This window comes from Nonomuraea sp. NPDC002799, assembly GCF_053592075.1.
The window spans coordinates 110,794-131,021 of the sequence record NZ_JBSFVA010000028.1 but is presented as its reverse complement, the minus strand read 5'-3'; the positions used below and the strand labels follow the sequence as shown (position 1 = coordinate 131,021).

Sequence of the window (20,228 nt, the reverse complement as noted above, 5' to 3'; positions counted from 1 at the left end):
CGAGATGCGTTCGGTCGACAAATCGTACGGTCAGGTCAAGGCCGTTGATCGCCTGGACCTCACCGTGGAGGCCGGCCAGGTCGCCGGATTCCTCGGCCCGAACGGCGCTGGCAAGACCACCACGATCCGGATCCTGCTCGGCATGCTCAAGGCCGACAAGGGCGCCGTCCGGGTCCTCGGTGGAGATCCCTGGTCCGACGCGGTGCGCCTGCACCGCCGCATCGCCTACGTGCCCGGCGACGTCACCCTCTGGCCCACCCTCACCGGCGGCCAGGTCATCGACCTGCTCTCCCGGCTGCGCGGCAACAGCGACCGCGCCAGGAAGCAGCGGCTGCTGGAGCGCTTCGAGCTCGACCCGACGAAGAAGACGCGCACCTACTCCAAGGGCAACCGGCAGAAGGTCGCCCTGGTGGCGGCGCTGGCCTCCGACGCGGAGCTGCTGATCCTCGACGAGCCCACCTCGGGCCTCGACCCGCTCATGGAGGCCGTCTTCACCGAGTGCGTGCAGGAGGTCAAGCGGGAAGGCCGCTCGGTCCTGCTGTCCAGCCACATCCTGGCCGAGGTCGAGAAGCTCTGCGACACCGTCACCATCATCCGCAAGGGCCACACCGTGCAGTCGGGCACCCTGGCCGACCTGCGCCACCTGACCCGCTCCACGGTGATCGCGGTGACGGCGGCCGACGCGCGCTCGCTGGCCTCGGAGCCCGGCGTGGAAGAGCTCGTCGCCCAGGGCGGAAAGATCACTTTCAAGGTCGACAACGACCACCTCGACCAGGTCGTCCGCCGGCTGTCCGCCTTCGGCGTGCGCTCCCTGGTGTGCAACCCGCCCTCGCTGGAGGAGCTGTTCCTGCGCCAGTACGGCGAGCATCGCCCCGCCCTCGTCACGGCGGGCGCGCGATGAGCGCCGCGTTCGCCGCCACCGGCTTCCTCACCCGCTTCGCGCTGCGCCGCGACCGGCTGCGCCTGTCCGTCCTCACCGTGGTGCTGGCCGGGCTGATGGCGATCGCGGTCCCGGCGCTGGCCGTCGCCTACGCCGCCGAGGCGCAGCAGCAGGAGCGCGCCAAGCTCATGCGCACCCCGGTCGGCATCATCTTCGGCGGCCCCGGCTACGGGCTGAACGACTACACCACCGGCCCGATGGTGGTCAACGAGATGTTGCCGATCCTCGTCATCGCCCTGATCGTGATGAACATCCTCATCGTGATCCGGCACACCCGCACCGAGGAGGAGACCGGCCGCGCCGAGCTCCTCCGCGCGACCGCCGTCGGCCACCGCGCGCCGATCACCGCCGCGATGCTGACGTGCCTCACGGGCAACGTCGCGGTCGGCCTGCTCACCAGTCTCGTGCTGGCCGGCGGCAAACTGCCGCTCGCCGACTCGCTGGCCACCGGCATCGGGCTCAGCCTGACCGGGCTCTCGTTCGCGGCCATCGCGGCGGTCTTCGCCCAGGTGACCGCGCACGCGCGGACCGCGATCGGGATGTCCGTGCTGACCTTCGCCGGGCTGTACCTCCTGCGTGTCCTCGGCGACTTCGCCGCGCCGGGCGGCTCCGCCCTGTCCTGGTTCTCGCCGAGCGAATGGGTCTTCCAGACCAGGCCGTACGTCGATCTGCGCTGGTGGCCGCTGCTGCTGCACGTCGCCGTGGTCGCCGTGCTCGTCCCGGTGGCCTACGCCCTGGCGTCGCGGCGTGACGTCGGCGCCGGGCTGGTGGCCGCCCGCCGGGGCCCCGCCGAGGCGGGGCCGCGCCTGGCCGGCCCGCTCGCCCTGCAACTGCGGCTGCAGCGCGGGACGATCCTCATCTGGACGAGCGCCGCCACCGTGCTGGGCCTGTTCTACGGCACGCTCAGCACCCAGGTGGAGGGCGTCTTCCAGGCCAACCCCGACACCATCAGGATGTTCGGCGGCGACCTGTCCAGGATCGTCGACGGCTTCCTGGCGACGATGCTGGTCTACGTCTCCGTCCTGTCCTCGGTGGTGGCGATCATCATCGCGTCGCGGATCCGTGCCGAGGAGCGCGACGGGCGCGCGGAGCTGGTCCTGGCCACGCCGACCGGCCGGCTGCGGTGGATGGGCGCCGGCCTGGTGGTCGCCGCCGTGTCCGCCACGCTGACGCAACTCCTCGGCGCGCTGGGCCTCGGGCTGACCGCGTCGGCGGCGCTGGGGGATCCCGCTCTGCTGGGGACGCTCACCGCGGCGACGTTCAACTACCTGCCGATCCCGCTGGTGTTCGCCGCCCTGTCGGCGCTGCTGTTCGGCCTGCTGCCCAAGACGGCCATCGCGGTGCCGTGGGTGCTGCTGGCGCTGGGGCTCTTCGTCACGCTGCTCAGCGGGCTCGTCGAGCTGCCGGGATGGACGCGCCGGGTGTCCCTGTTCAACATCCCGGCCCTCGTCCCGCTGAACGCCGCCGAGCTCATGCCCGTCGCGGCCCTGACCGGGGCGGCGCTCGTCGCGGGCACGCTCGGGATGGTGCTCTTCCGGCGCCGCGACCTGTCCACCGTGGCGTAGCCATCCGTGGCCGAGGCGCCGCCCCGTGCCTCGGCCCGCCCTGCGGAAAGGGAGGGGCGACATGCAGCCGTACATCTCGGACGGCGATCGTGACACGACACTGCGGCGCGTGCAGGAGGCCTTCGCCACGGGGCACCTCAGCCCGGCGGAGATGGACACGCGGCTCGAACGCGCGCTGACCGCCACCACCCGCGGCGAGCTGGTGTCCGTGCTCGACGACCTGCCCGGCCCGTTCACGGACCGGCCCGTCCGGATCGAGTCCACCGGCGGCCGCATCAAGCGGCGCGGCAACTGGCGGGTGCCGCGCGTCCTGAGCGTCGGCTCCGTCTACGGGGGCGTGCACCTGGACCTGTCCCGTGCCGACATCCCGCACGCGACGATCGAGATCGACCTGTCCCTCATGTACGGCTCCGCGCGGATCGTGCTCCCGGCCGGCGCGACGGTCGACTACGACGGGGTGGCCACACCCTGGCGGAACACGGCCTACCGGGCGCCCAAGGCGGCCGGCGCCGGGCGCGTGCACGTGCGGATCACCGGCCGCCTCAGCTACGGCCGGTTGCGGATCCGGCACCGCCGCACCCGCTGAACCATCGCCGGGCTGCCGTAAGAAGGTTGAAAGCGCATCGCCTTTACCGGCAAGTCACTTGAAATCGGGATCTCACACACTGTGACCTACCTCCCGATGAAAGGACCGCCCCCCGATGACGATCACCCGGGCCCTCGCCGTTCTGGCCGTCGCCACCGCAGCCGTCGCCACCGTCGCACCCGCGGCCCAGGCCGCCACCCCTGTCGACACCACCACCGCTGCCGCCGGGTGGGGCCCGTACTACGCGCCCCACCACGGCGCCAAGGCCGTGGGCAAGTTGTCGGCCACCGGCGAGGACCACGCCGACCTGCCCACCGCCGACGTCGTGAAGATCTCCGGCAAGGTGTACGACCAGACGCGCAAGTCCGCCACCTGCGGCTGGGCCGTCTTCCGCATCACCTACCGCGACACCAAGAACAACCTGCCCTTCAAGCACCGCAGCGTGCGCGACTGCTCCTACCGCACCGCCAAGCGCTTCTCCTTCGAGTACCACGACGTCTACCAGGTGGAGCTCAAGGTCTGCAGCGAGGGCAAGGCGGCCAAGCCCTCGCTGAACTGCCTGTACGCGGGGACCTGGAAGGTCCTCTACCTGGCGAAGTGACCTACACCTCCTCGGCCACGCCCAGGTACATCACCCGCGAGTTCGCGGGGTTGAAGGCGATGGAGGTGACCCGGTCGTAGGGGTTGTGGTTGGCGGTGACCCGGTCGTGGCGGGCGTCGTAGCGGTAGACGTTCGTGCCGAGCCCCGACCACCCCGTGCCGAACACGAAGTAGAGCACGCCCGGGTCCGTCGGGTGGGCGGCGAGCAGCGGCCCGTTGGGCAGCGTGACCTCGCCGCCCTGGTCCACGACGGGCCTGAAGCGGCGGCCGCCGTCCAGTGAGCGGTAGATGTGCCGGCCGCCGGACGGCACGCCCGCGTCCAGCTCGGCCAGATTCAGGCCCATCACGTACACGATGTTCGGCGCGGCGGGGGAGACCGCGGCGCTGAACACGTTGATCTGGCCGCCGTCCTCGGTCAGCCCCGTGGACGTGCGCCACGTGCGCCCGCCGTCGTAGGTGACCCGGGCGCCGTGACCGGCCGCGCCCAGCACCACGTGGTCGAGGTTGTACGGATCGAACACCGCCGTGTAGACCATCAGCAGCTCGCTCTGCGGGAAGGCGGGCACCCCGATCGGCCGCCAGGTGCGCCCGCCGTCACCGGAGTCGAGCAGCCGCCCGTCGCCGTCGGCCACCCGCAGGTGGTCGCCGCGGAGCCGGTCCGTGCCGAGTCCCACCAGTTCGCCGGCCGGGGAGGTGAGGTCGGTGGTGCCGCCGGAGGTGGCCAGCGTGACGTGGCCGTCGCGGTCCCAGGCGTAGGCCCGGCCGCCGCGGGCCGCGGCCAGCAGGATGTTCGAGCCGTTCACCTTGGCCACGGGCGCCCAGGTGCAGCCCGAGTCCCGCGAGGTGGACAACACGTTGTTCGCCATGGACAACAGCTCGCCGGGCCGGTCGAGGGCGACGACGCCGTTGGTGTAGACGATCGGCTCCAGCACCTTGCTGGTCGGCGTGATCGTCTTGCCCTCGTTCCTGGTGAACGTCACCGACCCGTCGCCCGTGACGCTCTCGCAGGCGGGCTGCCGCCAGCCGCCGAAGCTCGCGGCGGCCGGCTCGTCGTCCGCGACGGCGGGCCCGGCGACCGACAGGACCGCGAACGCGGCCACGACTCCCATGGTGAACGATCTCTTCACAACTGCCTCCCCGACAGACTTGCTCATCGGACCTCCAAAGGTCCTATGTCCCGTCCTATCGGGAAGTCGAGCGCGGCGGCTAGGGCAGAGTGTTGGCAGCTTTATGACATTGCGTGGATCTGCCATGCTTAGCGATCATGAACATGGACGTCAACGCACTCGCGGCGGTCGGGGTCGACGCCGACGACGAGCGAATCTACCGCGACCTGCTGCGCCTGCCGCGCGCGACCCTGCCCGAGCTGGCCGCCCGCACCGGCCGCCCCACGGTCGCCCTGCGCCGCGCCTGCCACCGCCTTGAGGCGCTGGGCCTGGTCAGCCGCATGGCGGGCCGCCCGGTCCGGTTCGTGCCGACCCGGCCCGACGTCGCCGTGGCCGCCCTCATCTCCCGCCGGGAGGAGGGGCTGGCCCAGGCGCGGCTGGCCGCGCTGGCGATGCTCGCCGAGACCCCGCGCACGGAGATCCTGGCCCCGGAGGAGCTGGTGGAGGTCGTGCGGGGCCAGGCGGCCGTGGTGCAGCGCTTCACCCAGCTCCAGCAGACCGCGACCGTGGAGCTGCTGGTGCTCGACCGGCCGCCGTACGCCCAGGACCCCACCCAGCAGAACGCCGCCGAGATGGACCGCCTCGCCCACGGCCTCGTCGTCCGCGGCATCTACGACGCCGCCGCCCTGGAGATCCCCGGCAAGCTCCGCCTGGCCCAGGAGTCGGCCGCGGCCGGCGAGCTGGCGCGGATCAGCCCCGACGTGCCCATGAAGCTGGCCATCGCCGACCGCAGGAGCGCGATCCTGCCGCTCAGCACCGACGCCTCCGCGCACGCCGACAGCGCCGTCATCGTGCACTCCTCGACGCTGCTCGACGCGCTGATCACCCTGTTCGAGGTCCTGTGGCGCTCGGCGCTGCCCCTGCCCACCGGCTCCTCGTCCGACGGCCCGGGCGACCTGCCGGACCCGGAGCTGATCACGCTCCTCGCGGCCGGGCTCAAGGACGAGGCCGTGGCGCGTCAGCTGGGCGTGAGCCTGCGGACGGTGCACCGGCGGGTCAGCGAGCTGATGGAGCGGCTGGGGGCACGCACCCGCTTCCAGGCGGGGCTGCTCGCCGCCCGCCGCGGCTGGTGGGGCGACGGCGGTTGAGCGCACACCCTTGTCAAGCTGCGGGAATGCGTACTGCTCGGCCGGATCATCGGCAACCCGGGCAAGTGGTACGCCAACCTGCACTGGCGCGATGCTCGGCCGGCTCCACAAGGGCGGCTGGTAGCCGGGCGGGCCGCTTGACCTCAAGGGCGGTTGAGTTTCTAGGCTCGTCGGCGACTCATCCGGACGAGACGACCTGAGGAACTCGACTGTGACGACTTTGGTGACAGGCGCCACCGGGAACACCGGCCGGCATGTTGTGGCAGAGCTGGTCCGCCGAGGAGAGCGGGTTCGGGCCCTGACACGAGACCCGGCGGCGAACGCGGGAAGGTTTCCGGCAGAGGTGGAGCTGGTGGCCGGCACGCACAACACACCGGAGAAGCTGGACGCCGCACTCCACGGCGTCAGCCGGTTGCACATCACGGTGACGGCGGGGCTGGCCGAGGTCGGGCCCGAGTTGGTCCAGCGGGCGGTCGCCGCGGGCGTTCAGCGCCTCACCGTGTTGTGGGGCGGCTGGGTGGGCCCGGTCGAGCAGGCGGTGGCGGACTCAGGCGTGGCCTGGACACGTCTGGAAGCACAGGAGTTCATGTGCAACACGTTGACCTGGGCCGCATCGATCCGAGCCGAGGGAGTGGTCCGAGAGCCGTACGACTTTCCCAGCGCGCTGGTGCACGAGGCCGACATCGCGGCCGTGGCAGCCGTCGCCCTGCTCGATGACGGCCATGCGGGGCGGTCCTACAACCTCACCGGACCCGAACCGCTGACCTTGAGCGAGCGCATCGCGATCCTGTCCCGGGTGATCCGCCGCGACATCGCCTTCGAGCCGATCACGCACGAACAGGCGATCGACAGGCTGACGGCCACCGGTGTGTCGCGGGCGGACGCCGAGTATGTCGTCGGCTGGTATGCCGAGCCCGGTGATTCCGCCACGACCGTGGACGACACGGTCGAACGGGTGACCGGCCGTCCGGCACGGACGTTCACCCAGTGGGCGGACGAGCACGCAGACCGTTTCTAGGCCGAGGCCCAGCCTGCCAAGAGGGGCCGTGTGGTGAAAGTTTCACGTTCGCGGCGAGGTGCGCGAGCGCGTGGATGGGGGCCCATTGACCGGGGGCGATCCGGCGCATACGGTCCTGGCTGAAACATTCGATGATAGGCCGAAACTTTCGGAGAGCGGACCTATGGGCAGAGTGTGGACGCTGGCGACCGTCGCCGTGCTCGCGATCGTGGCCGGTGTGATGGGCGGCGTCACGGGCGGCGCCGAAGGGGCGTCGGCGCCCGGCGGGCGCTGGGTCACCGCGTGGACGGCGATGCCGCAGCTCACGGAGCCGAACAACATGCCGCCCGCGCCGTACACGCAGGACGGGCTGGTGCTGGCCGACAGCACGCTGCGGCAGACCCTGCGGGTGACGGCCGGCGGGCCTCGGATGCGCCTGCGCCTGTCCAACGCGTTCGGCGGCGCGCCGCTGCCGATCACCCGGGTCTCCGTGGCGCTCCCGGAGGGCGGGCAGGCCGGAGTGAGCTCGATCAGGACCGGGACGGCCCGGCCCGTGACGTTCTCGGGGCGGCCCTCGGCGGTCGTCCCGGCCGGCGCGCAGGCCGTCTCCGACCCCTTCGACCTGCCGGTGGCCGCCCGCTCCATCCTGACCGTCACCGTGCATCTCGCCACCGGCCAGGCCGGCACCGCGATCACCTCGCACCCCGGCTCCAGGACCACCTCCTACCTGGCGCCGGGCGACCAGGTCGAGGCCACCGCGCTGACCGGCGCGACCCCGGTCGACCACTGGTACTTCCTCAGCGGCGTCGAGGTGTGGGCCAAGCGCGCCACGTCCGCCGTCGTCGTGGTGGGCGACTCGCTGACCGACGGCAGAGGCTCCACCACCAACCAGAACGACCGCTGGCCCGACCAGCTCGCCGACCGGCTGCGCTTCCCGGACCTCACCTTCGCCAACCAGGCGGCCGGCGGCAACCGGGTGCTCAACGACGGTCTCGGCCCCAACGTCCTGGCCCGGCTGGACCGCGACGTGCTGGCGCAGAGCGGCGTCGGCCGGCTGATCGTCTTCGAGGGCGTCAACGACATCGGCACGGCCCCGGCGACCGAGGCCGCCCAGAAGCAGGTCGCCGACGACCTGATCGCCGCCTACGAGCAGATCGTGACGCGGGTCCAGGCGCACGACATCCGCGTGTACGGCGCCACGCTGACGCCCTTCGGCGGGAACACCTCCTACGACGACGCCGAGGGGTTCCGGGAGGCGGCCCGGCAGACGGTCAACGACTGGATCCGCACCAGCGGCCGGTTCGACGCGGTGATCGACTTCGATCGGGCGGCCCGTGACCCGGCCGAGCCGCGGCGGCTCGCGGCGGCGTACGACGTGGGCGACCACCTGCACCTCAACCCGGCCGGCTACCAGGCACTCGCCGCCGCGGTCCCGGCCAGGCTGCTGCGCCCATAGGCGGACACGTCCGGCTGCTCAAGACGCGCGGGCGCGAGCCGGATCCCGATCCGAACGGGCGCTGCTCACGGTGTCACGCGCCTGCTCGGCCTTGGCGGGCACCTCTCACCACCGCACGGGGACCCGCTCCAGGCCGCCGACGACGAGCCCTTCGTGGCGCGCGAGCTCGCCGGCGGGTACGGCCAGCTCCAGCGAGGGCAGGCGGTCCAGCAGCACCTTGAGCACGGTCTGCATCTCGGTGCGGGCCAGCGCCTGCCCGATGCAGGAGTGCGGGCCGACGCCGAAGGCCAGGTGGGCGTTGGGGGAGCGGGTCAGGTCCATGGCGCCGGCCTGCTCGAACTGCCGCTCGTCGCGGTTGGCCGAGGCCATGCTGCACACCACCGTCGTGCCCGCCGGCAGCGTGGTCTCGGCGACCTCGACCTCCTCGCTGAGGTAGCGCGGCATCCCGAAGCCGGGGTTGGCGTCGAAGCGCAGGCTCTCCTCCACCGCCGGCCGGATCAGCGCTCGGTCGGCGAGCAGGCTCTCCCACCGGGCGCGGTCCGACAGCAACATCGCGACCATCTTGCCGATCATGTTCGCGGTGGTCTCGTGCCCGGCGACCAGCAGCCCCTTGGCCGTCATGATCAGCATCTCTTCGGTCAGCCGCCCGTCGAGCGAGCCGACGATCTCGATCAACTCACTGATCAGGTCGTCGCCCGGCTCGGCCCGCTTGGCGGCGACGTGCGCGCTCAGGTAGGAGACGAAGCTCTCCTGGGCGGCGTCGATCTCCTCCTGGGTGAACTTGGTGAGGCTGAGCATGGTGTCGGACCAGTACGCGAACTTGTCGCGGTCGGAGTCGGGCACGCCGAGCAGGTCGCAGATCGCCCAGACCGGCAGCGGGAAGCCCAGCCCGCTCACCAGGTCGGCGGGCGCGCCCTTCTTGACCATCTCGTCGAGCAGGTGCTCGGTCATGGCCTCGATCCTGGGCTGCATCGCCAGGACGCGCTTGGCGGTGAACGCCTTGCCCACGAGCTGACGCCAGGCCCGGTGGTTCTCGGCGCTCAGGCCGGCGCTGGTGCCGAAGACGCCGCCGGACTCGTTCGCGGTCACCTGGGCGGCGTCGGCGGCGTCGAGCTGGCGGGTGAAGCGCGGGTCCGACAGGACCTGCTTGACGTCGGCGTACCGGGTCAGGAGCAGCGCCTGGTCGCCGCTGGCCAGCCGGATCGGCGCCACGGGGCAGCCGCCGCGCAGCTCCGCCCATTCCTCCGGCGGCTCCAGCGCGCTCGGGTTGGGGAAGGGGTAGTGCGGAATCTGCCGGCCGGTGTCGCTCAAGTCGATGCCTCCCGCGATCGTGAACGCTCACATTTAAGTCGATCTACTTAATTCTCGTCAATGGGGATCAAGCCTGGTTTGCACCGTACGTCAATGCGGTATGTCCGCTACGCAGAGGTAATGGCCGAATGCAGAGAGTCATGTACGGCCAGTGCCTCGCACAAAGGGGGCTTGGGCCATGACCGCAACACAGACACCGGCCGGCCTGGACGAGGTGCACATCCTGTGGACCTCGGAGGGCATGAGCTGCGACGGCGACACCGTCTCGATCACCGCCGCCACGCTGCCGAGCATCGAGGACGTGCTGCTCGGTCTCGTGCCGGGCCTGCCCAAGGTGCACCTGCACAACAAGGTCCTGGCCACCGAGGTCGGCGACGCCTTCATGGCCGCCTTCCACCAGGCCCACCGCGACGAGCTGGGACCGTTCATCCTCGTGGTCGAGGGCTCGATCCCGAACGAGAACATCAACGGCGACGGCTACTGGACGTCCATGGGCAACGACCCGGTCACCGGCGAGCCCATCACGGTCAACGAGTGGCTCGACCGGCTGGCGCACAAGGCGTGGGCCGTCGTCGCGATCGGCACCTGCGCGGCCTACGGCGGCATCCACGCCATGGCCGGCAACCCGACCGGCAGCATGGGGCTCGCCGACTACCTGGGCCGCGACTTCCGCTCCGCCGGCGGCCTGCCCATCGTGAACGTGCCCGGCTGCCCCGTGCAGCCCGACAACTTCATGGAGACGCTGACCTGGCTGCTCTACCAGGCGGCGGGCAGGGCGCCGACCATCCCGCTCGACGAGATGTCGCGGCCCACCTGGTTGTTCGGCAAGACCGTGCACGAGGGCTGCGACCGGGCCGGCTACTACGAGCAGGGCGACTTCGCCCACGACTACAACTCGCCCAAGTGCCTGGTGCGGGTCGGCTGCTGGGGTCCGGTCGTCAACTGCAACGTCACCAAGCGCGGCTGGATGGACGGCGTCGGCGGCTGCCCCAACGTGGGCGGCGTCTGCATCGCCTGCACGATGCCCGGCTTTCCGGACAAGTTCATGCCGTTCATGGACGAGCCTCCGGGCGGGTCGGTGTCGGCGGCGATCAGCGGCGCCTACGGCTCGCTGATCCGCAGGCTCCGCTCGATCACCAACAGGACGGCCAACAAGGAGCCGAAGTGGCGGCACAACGGCGGCAAACTGACCAGCGGGTACGACCCGCGCTGGGGAAACGGCTGAGAAGGGGCACGGCGAGGTGACTACCCGTACGGCGGGATCCAAGCAGCGGACGGGCGAGTCCCGCGAGCTGGTGGAGATGTCCTGGGACCCGATCACCAGGATCATCGGCAACCTGGGCATCTATACCAAGATCGATTTCAACAACCGCGAGGTCGTCGAGTGCAAGAGCACGTCGTCGTTGTTCCGCGGCTACAGCGTGTTCATGAAGGGCAAGGATCCGCGCGACGCGCACTTCATCACGAGCCGCATCTGCGGCATCTGCGGTGACAACCACGCGGTCTGCTCGATCTACGCCCAGAATATGGCGTACGGCGTCAAGCCCCCGCCACTCGCCGATTGGATCATCAACCTGGGCGAAGCGGCCGAGTACATGTTCGACCACACGCTCTTCCAGGACAACCTGGTCTTCGTCGACTACTGCGAGCAGATGGTCAAGGAGACCAACCCCAGCCTGCTGCGCCGGGCCGAGAGCACCATGGCGCCCAACTCCGGGATCCACGGCTACCGCACGATCGCCGACGTCATGCGCGCGCTCAACCCGTTCACCGGCGACGTCTACCGCGAGGCGCTGCAGGTCAGCCGGGTCACCAGGGAGATGTGCTGCCTGATGGAGGGCCGGCACGTGCACCCGTCGACGCTCTACCCGGGCGGCGTGGGCACCGTGGCGACGCCCCAGGTGTTCACCGACTACCTCGTGCGGCTGCTGAAGGTGCTCGACTTCGTGAAGAAGGCCGTTCCGATGAACGACGACCTCTTCGACTTCTTCTACGAGGCGCTGCCCGGCTACGAGGAGGTCGGCCGCCGGCGGGTGATGCTCGGCTGCTGGGGCGCCTTCCAGGACCCGGCCGCGGTCGACTACGACTACCGGAACATGGCCGAGTGGGGCCGCAAGATGTTCGTCACGCCGGGCATCGTGCTGGACGGCGAGCTGCTGACGACCAACCTCGTGGACATCAACCTCGGCATCCGGATCCTGCTGGGCAGCTCCTACTACGACGACTGGCAGTCCGAGGAGACGTTCGTCAGCCACGACCCGCTCGGCAACCCGGTCGACCAGCGCCATCCGTGGAACCAGACGACGCTGCCCAAGCCGCAGAAGCGCGACCTCGAAGACGGCAACTACAGCTGGGTGATGAGCCCCCGCTGGTTCGACCAGCGCACCGGCGACCACCTGGCGCTCGACACCGGCGGCGGCCCGCTGGCCCGGTTGTGGGCGACGGCGCTGGCCGGCGTCGTCGACACCGGCACCGTCCGCGCCACCGGCAGCGGCGTGCAGATCAACCTGCCCAAGAGCGCGTCCTTCCCGGAGACGACGCTGGAGTGGAAGGTGCCGCGCTGGGCGAACACCATCGAGCGCAACCGGGCCCGCGCCTACTTCGTGGCCTACGCGGCGGCGATGGCGTTCTACTTCGTCGAGCAGGCGATGGGCGAGGTGCGGGCGGGGCGCACGCAGGTGTTCAGCGACTTCGAGGTGCCGGACGAGGCGATCGGCTGCGGGTTCCACGAGGCGGTGCGCGGGGTGTTGTCGCACCACATGGTGATCCGCGACGGCAAGATCGCCAACTACCACCCGTACCCGCCGACGCCCTGGAACGCCAGCCCGCGCGACATGTACGGCACGCCGGGGCCATACGAGGACGCGGTGCAGGGGCTGCCGATCTTCGAGGAGAACGGGCCCGACACGTTCAAGGGGATCGACATCATGCGTACCGTGCGCAGCTTCGACCCGTGCCTGCCCTGCGGCGTGCACATGTACCTCGGCGACGGCAAGGTGCTCCAGCAGGTGCACTCGCCCACCTTCGGCGCGGGCGTCTCCGGATGAACGAGCGCATCGGCCGGATCGAGGCCCTGCTCGAACAGGCCGACCCGGCCACGATCGAGCTCGTCAAGGAGCTGCTCGACCTGTACGGCGACGGCCTGGGACGCATCATGGCCGCCGTGGGGGAGGAGACGGCCGCGCTGCTGGCCGCCGACGAGCTGGTGGCGGCCCTGCTCCTGCTGCACGACCTGCATCCGCTGGACGCGCGTGCCCGCGTGACGGCGGCGCTGGCCGGCACCTCCGCCGACGTGCTCGCGGTCGAGGACGACCGGGTACGCCTGCGCCTGCCCGCCACCGGCTGCCGCTCGTCGGCGGCGGCCGAGCGGTCGGCCCTGCGGGAGGCGGTGCTGGACGCGGCGCCGGAGATCCAGCAGGTCGAGTTCGAGAGCGGGCTCGCGCCGGCGCCGCTGATCCCGGCCGCGAGCCTGACCGTCCGGCCCGCCTCCCGTACCCCCGCCCCATGACCGGCGCCCCGGCTTCGCCCGCGGGGATGCAGGCCGCAACTGGCGCCCCGGCTTCGCCTGCGGTGGCGCAGGCCGCGACCGATGGCGCGGGCGGCCGGTTGTGGTCGCTGGCCGCTGAGGCGCGGCGGCGGCCGCGGGAGGGGGCGGCGGGGCCGTGCGAGTTGTGCGGGGAGCCGCTGCCCCCCGTCCACCGCCACCTGCTGGAGCTGCCGGACAGGGAGCTGCGCTGCGCGTGCCGCGCCTGCCAGGTGCTCTTCGACCACGCGGCGGCGGGCGGCGGACACTACCGCCTGGTGCCCCAGCGCCGCTGGGCGCTGAGCGGCTTCGTCATGGACGGACCGGTCTGGGCGCAGATGGGGGTGCCGGTGCGTATGGCGTTCGTGGTCCGCGACTCGGCCGGCGAGCGCGCCGTCCCGTACTACCCGAGCCCGGCCGGAGCCGTCCAGGGCCCCGGCGACCAGGGCGCGTGGGACCGCCTGCGGCGCGACAACCCGGTGCTCGCCGAGCTTCAGCCGGACGTGGAGGCGCTGCTCGCCGACCGGGACCGCGGCGCCTGGATCGTTCCGGTGGACGACTGCTACGCGCTGGTCGGAGCCATCCGTACCCACTGGCGGGGCCTGACCGGCGGCGCGGACGTCCGCGCGCACGTCACCCGCTTCTTCGCCGACCTCGGCGACCGATCCACGAGTGTGCCCGCCGACAGGAGCCCAGCATGAGCAGGAAACAGCCGATCAGGACCGGCCGGCCCGACGTCCGCCCCGACGCGCCCGCCCACGTCAAGGGCGTCAAGGAGGGCAACGCGCCCGGCAACTCCGCCAAGCAGGACGGGCACCTGCCCGACGGCCGCTCCACGGCCAGACGCTCCACCGGCATCAATCCGGATCAACACGATCCGATCGACCCGGACATGCCCAACCTGTCACCCGCCTGATCCCGCCATGCCACCGACACCACCGGCCCTGCGGATCGAGGTCCGCGGCGTCGAGCCGGCCGCGCCCGCCGCCGTGCCCGCCCTGCGGTTCCAGCTCCGCATCCACGAGGACCCGCCGTCGGGGATCCGCGCGCTGACGCTGTCCACGCAGATCCGCATCGACGCCACCAGCCGTGGCTACGACGAACCCGCCCGGGAACGGCTCCAGGAGCTGTTCGGCGGGCCCGCCACCTGGGAGCGGAACCTGTCCAGCCTGCTCTGGACGCAGACGGTCACCCACGTGCCCGCCTTCACCGGCAGCACGGTCGCCCCCGTCACCGTGCCGTGCACGTACGACTTCGACGTGGCCGCGACCAAATACCTGCACGGCCTGCCCGACGGCCAGGTGCCGCTGCGCTTCCTGTTCACCGGCACCGTCTTCTATCTGGACGACGGCCGGCTCCAGGCCGCCCACCTGCCCTGGGACACCGAGGCGGCCTTCCTGATGCCGGTGACCGCGTGGAAGGAGCTCATGGACCGCCACTTCCCGCGCACCGCCTGGATCCGGCTGGATCGCGACACGTTCGACCGCCTGTACGCGCACAAGGTCCGGCACACCCTGCTCGGCTGGGACGACGCGGTGCGGTCACTGCTGGACACGGACGGAGGCTGACCTCGATGGACCAGGTCCGGCAGATCGCGCAGGCCGTGCTGTACGAGGGCTACCTCCTGTGGCCCTACCGCGAGACGTCACTGAAGAACCGGCACCGCTGGACGATCGGCGGCGTGCACCCCGAGGCGTACGGCCGGGCGCACGACGGCCACGCGTGGCGCACGCGTACCGAATGCCTCCTCGAAGCCGGGCCCGGCGACACCGTCGACGTGTGCGTGCGCTTCCTGCACGCCGTCACCCGCGACGTGGCCCGCTACGACGACGGCACGCCGGCCGCCGTCGACGCGCTGGTCCTGGACGGCGCCACCTACCGGCCCGGCGAGGAGGCGCGGGAGCGCGAGGTGGAGCTGCCGGGGCTCGTCCTGGCGGACCTGCTGGCCGGCCCGGTCGTCGTGCCGATCGACGTCCCGGCCGGTGTGCGGCGCCGGCCGGTGACCGGCGCGGACGGCCGGTCGGGAGCGGTGCTGCGCACTTGGCACGCGCTGAGCGGCCGGATCGAGGCGGGGGCGGTCCTGCTGCGGCCAGGGCTGTTCCGGATCACCGTCGAGGTGGTCAACACCACACCGTGGCCCGGCGGGAGCCGCGCCGACGCCCTGCGCCGCTCGCTCGTCTCCGCGCACACCGTGCTGCACGCGCCGCACGCGCGGTTCGTCTCGCTGATGGATCCGCCGCAGGAGCTGCGCGAGCACGCGGAGGGGTGCCGCAACGAGGGCGTGTGGCCGGTGCTGGCCGGGCCGGAGGGCGACCTGCGTACCGTGCTGGCCTCGCCGATCATCCTCTACGACCACCCGAGGATCGCGCCGGAGAGCCCCGGTGACCTGTTCGACGCGACCGAGATCGACCAGCTCCTCACGCTGAGCGTGCTCGCCCTCAGCGACCAGGAGCGGCAGGAGATGCGCGACGGGGACCCGCGCGCCCGCGAGATCCTCGACCGCTGCACCGCGCTGACACAGGAGGACCTCATGCGGCTGCACGGCCTCATGCGCAGAACGGAGCCACTGACATGACCACGCCAGGCGATCGGGACGGATTCTGGGAGCGGATGGCGGCGTGCGGGCCCGGTGAGGTGATCGTGGCCGGGGTGGCGGTCGGGCCGGGCAGCCGGGTGCGGTTGCGGCCCAGGAGCCACACCGACATCTTCGACCTCGTCCTCGACGGCCGCACGGCCGTCGTGGAGAGCGTCGAGCAGGACGACGAGGGCGCCCTGCACGTCGCGGTCACGCTCGACGACGATCCCGGCCGTGACCTCGGCGAGGCCAAGCTGCCCGGGCACCGCTTCTTCTACTCGGCCACGGAGATCGAGCCGCTGGGCGAGCACGAGGCGCCCCCGGCCGCCGGCCGGATCCTGGTGGCGGGCATCGGCAACGTCTTCCTCGGCGACGACGGATTCGGCGTCGAGGTGACCCGCCGCCTGGCCGAGCAGCCGGGCGTCCCGGGCGTGGACGTCGTCGACTTCGGCATCCGGGGGCTGGATCTGGCCTATGCCCTCCAGCGCGACTACGCGGCCGTGGTGTTCGTGGACGCCGCCGCACGCGGCGCGGCCCCCGGCACGCTCACCGTGCTCGCACCCGAGCAGCCGGACGACGCCGCCACGCCGGTGGAGGCGCACGGCCTGGATCCGGTCCGGGTCCTGCGGCTGGCTCGGCAGCTCGGCCGGGTCCCCGCCCGGGTGCGGGTGGTGTGCTGCGAGCCCGCCACGGTCGAGGAGGCGCTGTTCGAGCTGAGCGAGCCGGTACGGGCAATGCTGGACGATGCGGTGCGACTGGTGAATTCCCTGGTCATGGACATGATTGCGGAAAATGCCGGTCCAAGCGCCCGCGAGGAGGTGATGGGAGATGCGTAGATCCCGCATGGTGAGACTGCTCCTGCTCTGCGGGCTGGCGGCGGTCGCCGTCCACCAATGGCCGGAGATCCACCGGTATCTGAAGATGAAACGGATGTAGGGGCCGCATGCATGAGATCGGGATGTGCGAAGGTCTCGTCGAGCTGCTGAGGCGGCAGGCGGGCGACGGGCGGGTCACGGCCGCCCGGGTGCGGGTCGGCGTCCGGCACGCCGTCCTGGACGACGCCTTCGGGCAGGCGTTCACGCTCGCCGCGGCCGGCACCGTCGTCCAGGACGCCGAGGTCGAGCTGGTCATCACGCCGATGACGGTCGGCTGCCGGGCGTGCGGCTGCCACTCCGAGTCGATGGACGTGCTGGCCGCCTGCCCGGTGTGCGGCGAGGACGGCGTCCAGATCAGCGGCGGCGACGAGCTGGTCCTGGAGTCGATCACGCTGCGCGAGGCGGAGGTGTCCGATGTGCCTGGGCATCCCCGGTGAGCTGGTCGATCTCGCCCACGGGCACGACGACCTCGCCCTGGTGGAGGTCAGCGGCGTGCGCCGGCGGATCAACGTCGGCCTGCTCGCCGACGAGGAGCTGGCGCTCGGCGACTGGGTGCTCGTGCACGTCGGGTTCGCGCTGTCCAAGATCTCCGAACGCGAGGCGCAGGCGGTGCTCGACTACCTCCAGGAGCTGGGGGAGCCGTACGCCGAGGAGCTCGACGCGCTGCGCGCCTCGGACATCGGATGAGCCGGGACACAAGCATCGCAGGAGGGGGACCGATGCGGTTCGTCGATGAGTACCGCGACGCCGGGCGGGCGGGCGTGCTGTCCGCGCAGATCGCCGCGCGCCGCGAGCCCGGCCGCCGGTACACGTTCATGGAGGTGTGCGGCGGCCACACGCACACCATCTACAAGCACGGCCTGGAAGACCATCTGCCGCCGGAGGTGAGCCTCGTGCACGGGCCGGGCTGCCCCGTCTGCGTGATCCCGATGGGCCGGGTGGACGACGCCATCCACATCGCCCGCCAGCCGGACGTGATCATGGCGTCGTTCGGCGACATGATGCGGGTGCCCGGCGGGGCGGGCTCGTTCCTGGAGGCCAAGGCGGCGGGGGCCGACATCCGGATGGTGTACTCGCCGCTGGACGCGCTCAAGATCGCGCGGGCCAACCCGGACCGGCGGGTCGTGTTCATGGCCATCGGCTTCGAGACGACCGCGCCCTCCACCGCGGTGACGGTGTTGCGGGCCGCGGCCGAGGGCCTGACCAACTTCTCCGTCTTCTGCAACCATGTCATGATCATTCCGGCGATCAAGGCCATCCTCGACTCGCCGGACCTGCGCCTCGACGGGTTCATCGGCCCCGGCCACGTCTCGGCGGTGATCGGCTGCCAGCCGTACGAGTTCATCGCCCACGACTACGGCAAGCCGCTGGTCGTCGCCGGGTTCGAGCCGCTGGACATCCTCGCCTCGGTGCACATGCTGCTCGTCCAGCTCGCCGAGGGCCGCTGTCAGGTGGAGAACCAGTACGCCCGCGTGGTGCCGTGGCACGGCAACCGGGTCGCGCTGTCGGCCATCGGCCGCGTCATGCGGCTACGGCCGCACTTCGAGTGGCGCGGGCTCGGCTTCATCAGCCACTCCGCGCTCGCGATGGCCGACGAGTACGCCGCCTTCGACGCCGAACGCATCTTCGACCTGCCCGGCGTCCGCGTCGCCGACCCGCGCTCGTGCCAGTGCGGAGAGGTGCTGAAGGGCGTGCTGAAACCGTGGGAGTGCAAGGTGTTCGGCACCGCGTGCACCCCGGAGACGCCGATCGGCACCTGCATGGTCTCCTCCGAGGGCGCCTGCGCCGCGTACTACAACTTCGGCCGCTTCGACCGGGAACGCCTGCGCGCGACGGCCGGCGAGCCGCTGGCGGGGGAGGCGAGCCGGGCGTGACCCGCGAAGAGCAGGTGCTCCACCGCATCGAGCGGATACGGCGGCGCCCGCCCGTCGTCAGGGAGGAGCGCATCACGCTCGCCCACGGCGCCGGAGGCAAGGCCACCCACGCCCTGATCGAGGCCGTCTTCCTGGAGGCGTTCCGCAACCCGCTGCTCGCCCCGCTGGAGGACGGCGCGCTCCTGCCGCTGGCCGGCGCGCGGGTGGCCTTCACCACCGACTCCTTCGTGGTCTCGCCGCTGTTCTTCCCCGGCGGGGACATCGGCGACCTGGCCGTCAACGGCACGGTCAACGACCTGGCCATGTGCGGCGCCCGGCCTGCCCACCTGTCGGCCGGCTTCATCCTGGAGGAGGGCTTCCCGGTCGCCGACCTGCGGCGCATCACCGCCTCGATGGCCGCCGCCGCGGCGCTGGCGGGGGTGACGATCGTCACCGGTGACACCAAGGTCGTCCAGCGCGGCAAGGCCGACGGCTGCTACATCACCACGGCCGGCGTCGGGCTCGTCGAGCGGCCGGTCACGCTGTCGGCCGCCGGCGCGCGGGCAGGCGACGCCGTCATCGTCTCGGGCCCGATCGGCGCGCACGGCGCGGCCATCATGCTGGCCAGGGGCGACTTCGAGCTCGAAGCGGCGATCGCCTCCGACACCGCGCCGCTGCACGACATCGTCTCGGCGTTGCTGGCGGCGCTGCCGGGGCACGTCAGGACGTTGCGCGACGCCACCAGGGGCGGCGTCGCCACGGTGCTCAACGAGGTCGCCCGCGCCTCCGAGACGTCCGTGGTGCTGCACGAGGCGCGGATCCCCGTACGGCCCGAGGTCACCGGAGTGTGCGAGCTGCTCGGCCTCGACCCGCTCTACGTCGCCTGCGAGGGCCGCTTCGTGGCGGTGGTCGACGGCGAGCACGCCGACCAGGCCCTGGCCACGCTGCGGGCCCACCCGCAGGGCGCGGACGCCGCGATCATCGGCACGGTGGCCGCCGCCCCGGCCGGGCTGGTCCTGCTGCGCACCGCCTTCGGCGGCACCCGGGTGGTCGACGTCCTCGTCGGCGACCCGCTACCGCGTATTTGCTGACACCAGCTCGGCCAGCACGTGGTAGAGCGTCGCCTGCGCCTCCTGGATGCGGTGCACCGACAGGGACGGGACCGCGAACAGATGCTCGGCCAGCCCCTCCTCGGCCATGCGCCCGCCTCCGGAGCCGGCGAAGCCGACCGTCACCATCCGCAGGCTGCCCGCCTGCGCCAGGCCGTGCAGCACGTTCGCCGAGCCGCCGCTGGTCGACAGCGCGCAGGCGATGTCGCCCGCGCCGCCGAGCGCGGCGAGCTGGCGGGCGAACACCACCTCGAACCCCACGTCGTTGCCGAGCGCCGTCACCAGCGCCGTGTCGCAGGCCAGGGAGACGGCCGGCAGGCCGCGCGCGGTGAACAGCTCGGCGACCGACCGCGCGTCCGTGCTGCTCCCGCCGTTGCCGAAGGTGAACAACCGCCCGCCGCCCCGGAAGGCGGCGGCCAGCGCCGCCGCGCCCGCCACCAGCGCCTCCTGCTGCTCGCCGAGCACGCGCTGCCGCAGCTCCAGACTCTCGCGGGCCTTCGCGGCCGTGGAGGCCCGCACGTCGAGCGGGTCCCGCCGCAGGAACGGGTACAGCGTCCCGGTCACGACTCCACCCTTTCGGCCAC

At 71.9% G+C, this 20,228-nt stretch carries 23 protein-coding genes; 20 read left to right on the top strand and 3 right to left on the bottom strand.

What is annotated here, in order from left to right:
- Positions 1–4 precede the first annotated feature (4 nt).
- The 4 genes from ACWD0F_RS37420 (at position 5) to ACWD0F_RS37405 (ending at position 3,692) form a co-directional block, all read left to right on the top strand.
- Entirely contained in the window at positions 5–901 is an 897-nt protein-coding gene (locus tag ACWD0F_RS37420) for an ABC transporter ATP-binding protein (protein ID WP_449884795.1), read from the top strand.
- The gene (locus tag ACWD0F_RS37415) at positions 898–2,505 is read left to right on the top strand and encodes an ABC transporter permease (protein ID WP_449884768.1); all 1,608 of its coding nucleotides are present in this window, start codon (positions 898–900) and stop codon (positions 2,503–2,505) included. The genes ACWD0F_RS37420 and ACWD0F_RS37415 overlap by 4 nt, the downstream gene beginning before the upstream one ends.
- 61 nt (positions 2,506–2,566) lie before the next feature.
- The gene (locus ACWD0F_RS37410) at positions 2,567–3,091 is read left to right on the top strand and encodes a DUF1707 SHOCT-like domain-containing protein (RefSeq protein WP_449884765.1); all 525 of its coding nucleotides are present in this window, start codon (positions 2,567–2,569) and stop codon (positions 3,089–3,091) included.
- A gap of 115 nt (positions 3,092–3,206) precedes the next feature.
- Entirely contained in the window at positions 3,207–3,692 is a 486-nt protein-coding gene (locus tag ACWD0F_RS37405) for a hypothetical protein (protein ID WP_449884762.1), read from the top strand.
- Position 3,693: 1 nt separating this feature from the next.
- On the opposite strand, the gene ACWD0F_RS37400 is transcribed toward ACWD0F_RS37405, so the two are convergent.
- Positions 3,694–4,818 (bottom strand): hypothetical protein, encoded by a 1,125-nt coding sequence (locus ACWD0F_RS37400; protein WP_449884760.1) that lies wholly within the window; start codon positions 4,816–4,818, stop codon positions 3,694–3,696.
- Between the two features lie 137 nt (positions 4,819–4,955).
- Here ACWD0F_RS37400 and ACWD0F_RS37395 point away from each other — a divergent pair, with 137 nt between their 5' ends.
- The 3 genes from ACWD0F_RS37395 (at position 4,956) to ACWD0F_RS37385 (ending at position 8,398) form a co-directional block, all read left to right on the top strand.
- The gene (locus ACWD0F_RS37395; protein WP_449884758.1) at positions 4,956–5,945 is read left to right on the top strand and encodes a helix-turn-helix transcriptional regulator; all 990 of its coding nucleotides are present in this window, start codon (positions 4,956–4,958) and stop codon (positions 5,943–5,945) included.
- 211 nt (positions 5,946–6,156) lie between these two features.
- Complete coding sequence (locus ACWD0F_RS37390; RefSeq protein ID WP_449884756.1) at positions 6,157–6,963, top strand: NmrA family NAD(P)-binding protein; 807 nt, start codon at positions 6,157–6,159, stop codon at positions 6,961–6,963.
- Between the two features lie 163 nt (positions 6,964–7,126).
- A complete protein-coding gene (locus ACWD0F_RS37385; RefSeq protein ID WP_449884754.1) occupies positions 7,127–8,398 on the top strand; it encodes an SGNH/GDSL hydrolase family protein in 1,272 nt (423 codons plus the stop codon).
- A gap of 105 nt (positions 8,399–8,503) precedes the next feature.
- On the opposite strand, the gene ACWD0F_RS37380 is transcribed toward ACWD0F_RS37385, so the two are convergent.
- Positions 8,504–9,709, bottom strand: coding sequence for a cytochrome P450 (locus ACWD0F_RS37380; RefSeq protein WP_449884751.1), 1,206 nt, complete (start codon positions 9,707–9,709; stop codon positions 8,504–8,506).
- 178 nt (positions 9,710–9,887) lie between these two features.
- On the opposite strand from ACWD0F_RS37380, the gene ACWD0F_RS37375 reads away from it, so the two are divergent.
- The 13 genes from ACWD0F_RS37375 to hypE are packed head-to-tail and all read left to right on the top strand — an operon-like array spanning position 9,888 to position 19,626.
- Positions 9,888–10,934, top strand: a complete 1,047-nt coding sequence (locus ACWD0F_RS37375) for an NADH-quinone oxidoreductase subunit B family protein (protein WP_449884749.1) — start codon at positions 9,888–9,890, stop codon at positions 10,932–10,934.
- Positions 10,935–10,950: 16 nt separating this feature from the next.
- Positions 10,951–12,756 carry a nickel-dependent hydrogenase large subunit gene (locus ACWD0F_RS37370; RefSeq protein WP_449884747.1) on the top strand — a complete coding sequence of 602 codons (1,806 nt, stop codon included), beginning with the start codon at positions 10,951–10,953 and terminating at the stop codon, positions 12,754–12,756.
- The gene (locus ACWD0F_RS37365; protein ID WP_449884744.1) at positions 12,753–13,217 is read left to right on the top strand and encodes a hypothetical protein; all 465 of its coding nucleotides are present in this window, start codon (positions 12,753–12,755) and stop codon (positions 13,215–13,217) included. Before ACWD0F_RS37370 ends, ACWD0F_RS37365 begins: the two co-directional genes overlap by 4 nt.
- Entirely contained in the window at positions 13,214–13,933 is a 720-nt protein-coding gene (locus ACWD0F_RS37360; protein ID WP_449884741.1) for a DUF5947 family protein, read from the top strand. Before ACWD0F_RS37365 ends, ACWD0F_RS37360 begins: the two co-directional genes overlap by 4 nt.
- A complete protein-coding gene (locus ACWD0F_RS37355; protein ID WP_449884738.1) occupies positions 13,930–14,148 on the top strand; it encodes a hypothetical protein in 219 nt (72 codons plus the stop codon). Before ACWD0F_RS37360 ends, ACWD0F_RS37355 begins: the two co-directional genes overlap by 4 nt.
- A 7-nt stretch (positions 14,149–14,155) precedes the next feature.
- The gene (locus tag ACWD0F_RS37350; RefSeq protein ID WP_449884735.1) at positions 14,156–14,800 is read left to right on the top strand and encodes a DUF6084 family protein; all 645 of its coding nucleotides are present in this window, start codon (positions 14,156–14,158) and stop codon (positions 14,798–14,800) included.
- A 5-nt stretch (positions 14,801–14,805) separates the two neighbouring features.
- Positions 14,806–15,807: a hypothetical protein gene (locus tag ACWD0F_RS37345; protein ID WP_449884732.1), complete on the top strand. Its 1,002-nt coding sequence runs from the start codon at positions 14,806–14,808 to the stop codon at positions 15,805–15,807.
- Complete coding sequence (locus ACWD0F_RS37340; protein WP_449884730.1) at positions 15,804–16,643, top strand: hydrogenase maturation protease; 840 nt, start codon at positions 15,804–15,806, stop codon at positions 16,641–16,643. Before ACWD0F_RS37345 ends, ACWD0F_RS37340 begins: the two co-directional genes overlap by 4 nt.
- Positions 16,636–16,743 carry a DUF6893 family small protein gene (locus tag ACWD0F_RS37335; RefSeq protein ID WP_449884727.1) on the top strand — a complete coding sequence of 36 codons (108 nt, stop codon included), beginning with the start codon at positions 16,636–16,638 and terminating at the stop codon, positions 16,741–16,743. Before ACWD0F_RS37340 ends, ACWD0F_RS37335 begins: the two co-directional genes overlap by 8 nt.
- Before the next feature lie 7 nt (positions 16,744–16,750).
- A complete protein-coding gene (locus ACWD0F_RS37330; RefSeq protein WP_449884724.1) occupies positions 16,751–17,119 on the top strand; it encodes a hydrogenase maturation nickel metallochaperone HypA/HybF in 369 nt (122 codons plus the stop codon).
- Positions 17,097–17,369 carry a HypC/HybG/HupF family hydrogenase formation chaperone gene (locus tag ACWD0F_RS37325; protein WP_449884721.1) on the top strand — a complete coding sequence of 91 codons (273 nt, stop codon included), beginning with the start codon at positions 17,097–17,099 and terminating at the stop codon, positions 17,367–17,369. Before ACWD0F_RS37330 ends, ACWD0F_RS37325 begins: the two co-directional genes overlap by 23 nt.
- A gap of 32 nt (positions 17,370–17,401) precedes the next feature.
- Positions 17,402–18,556 (top strand): hydrogenase formation protein HypD, encoded by a 1,155-nt coding sequence (gene hypD, locus ACWD0F_RS37320; protein WP_449884720.1) that lies wholly within the window; start codon positions 17,402–17,404, stop codon positions 18,554–18,556.
- Positions 18,553–19,626, top strand: coding sequence for a hydrogenase expression/formation protein HypE (gene hypE, locus ACWD0F_RS37315; protein WP_449884717.1), 1,074 nt, complete (start codon positions 18,553–18,555; stop codon positions 19,624–19,626). The genes hypD and hypE overlap by 4 nt, the downstream gene beginning before the upstream one ends.
- On the opposite strand, the gene ACWD0F_RS37310 is transcribed toward hypE, so the two are convergent.
- Positions 19,609–20,208 carry a D-sedoheptulose-7-phosphate isomerase gene (locus tag ACWD0F_RS37310; protein ID WP_449884715.1) on the bottom strand — a complete coding sequence of 200 codons (600 nt, stop codon included), beginning with the start codon at positions 20,206–20,208 and terminating at the stop codon, positions 19,609–19,611. The two genes, hypE and ACWD0F_RS37310, sit on opposite strands and share 18 nt — an antisense overlap.
- Between the last annotated feature and the right edge of the window lie 20 nt (positions 20,209–20,228).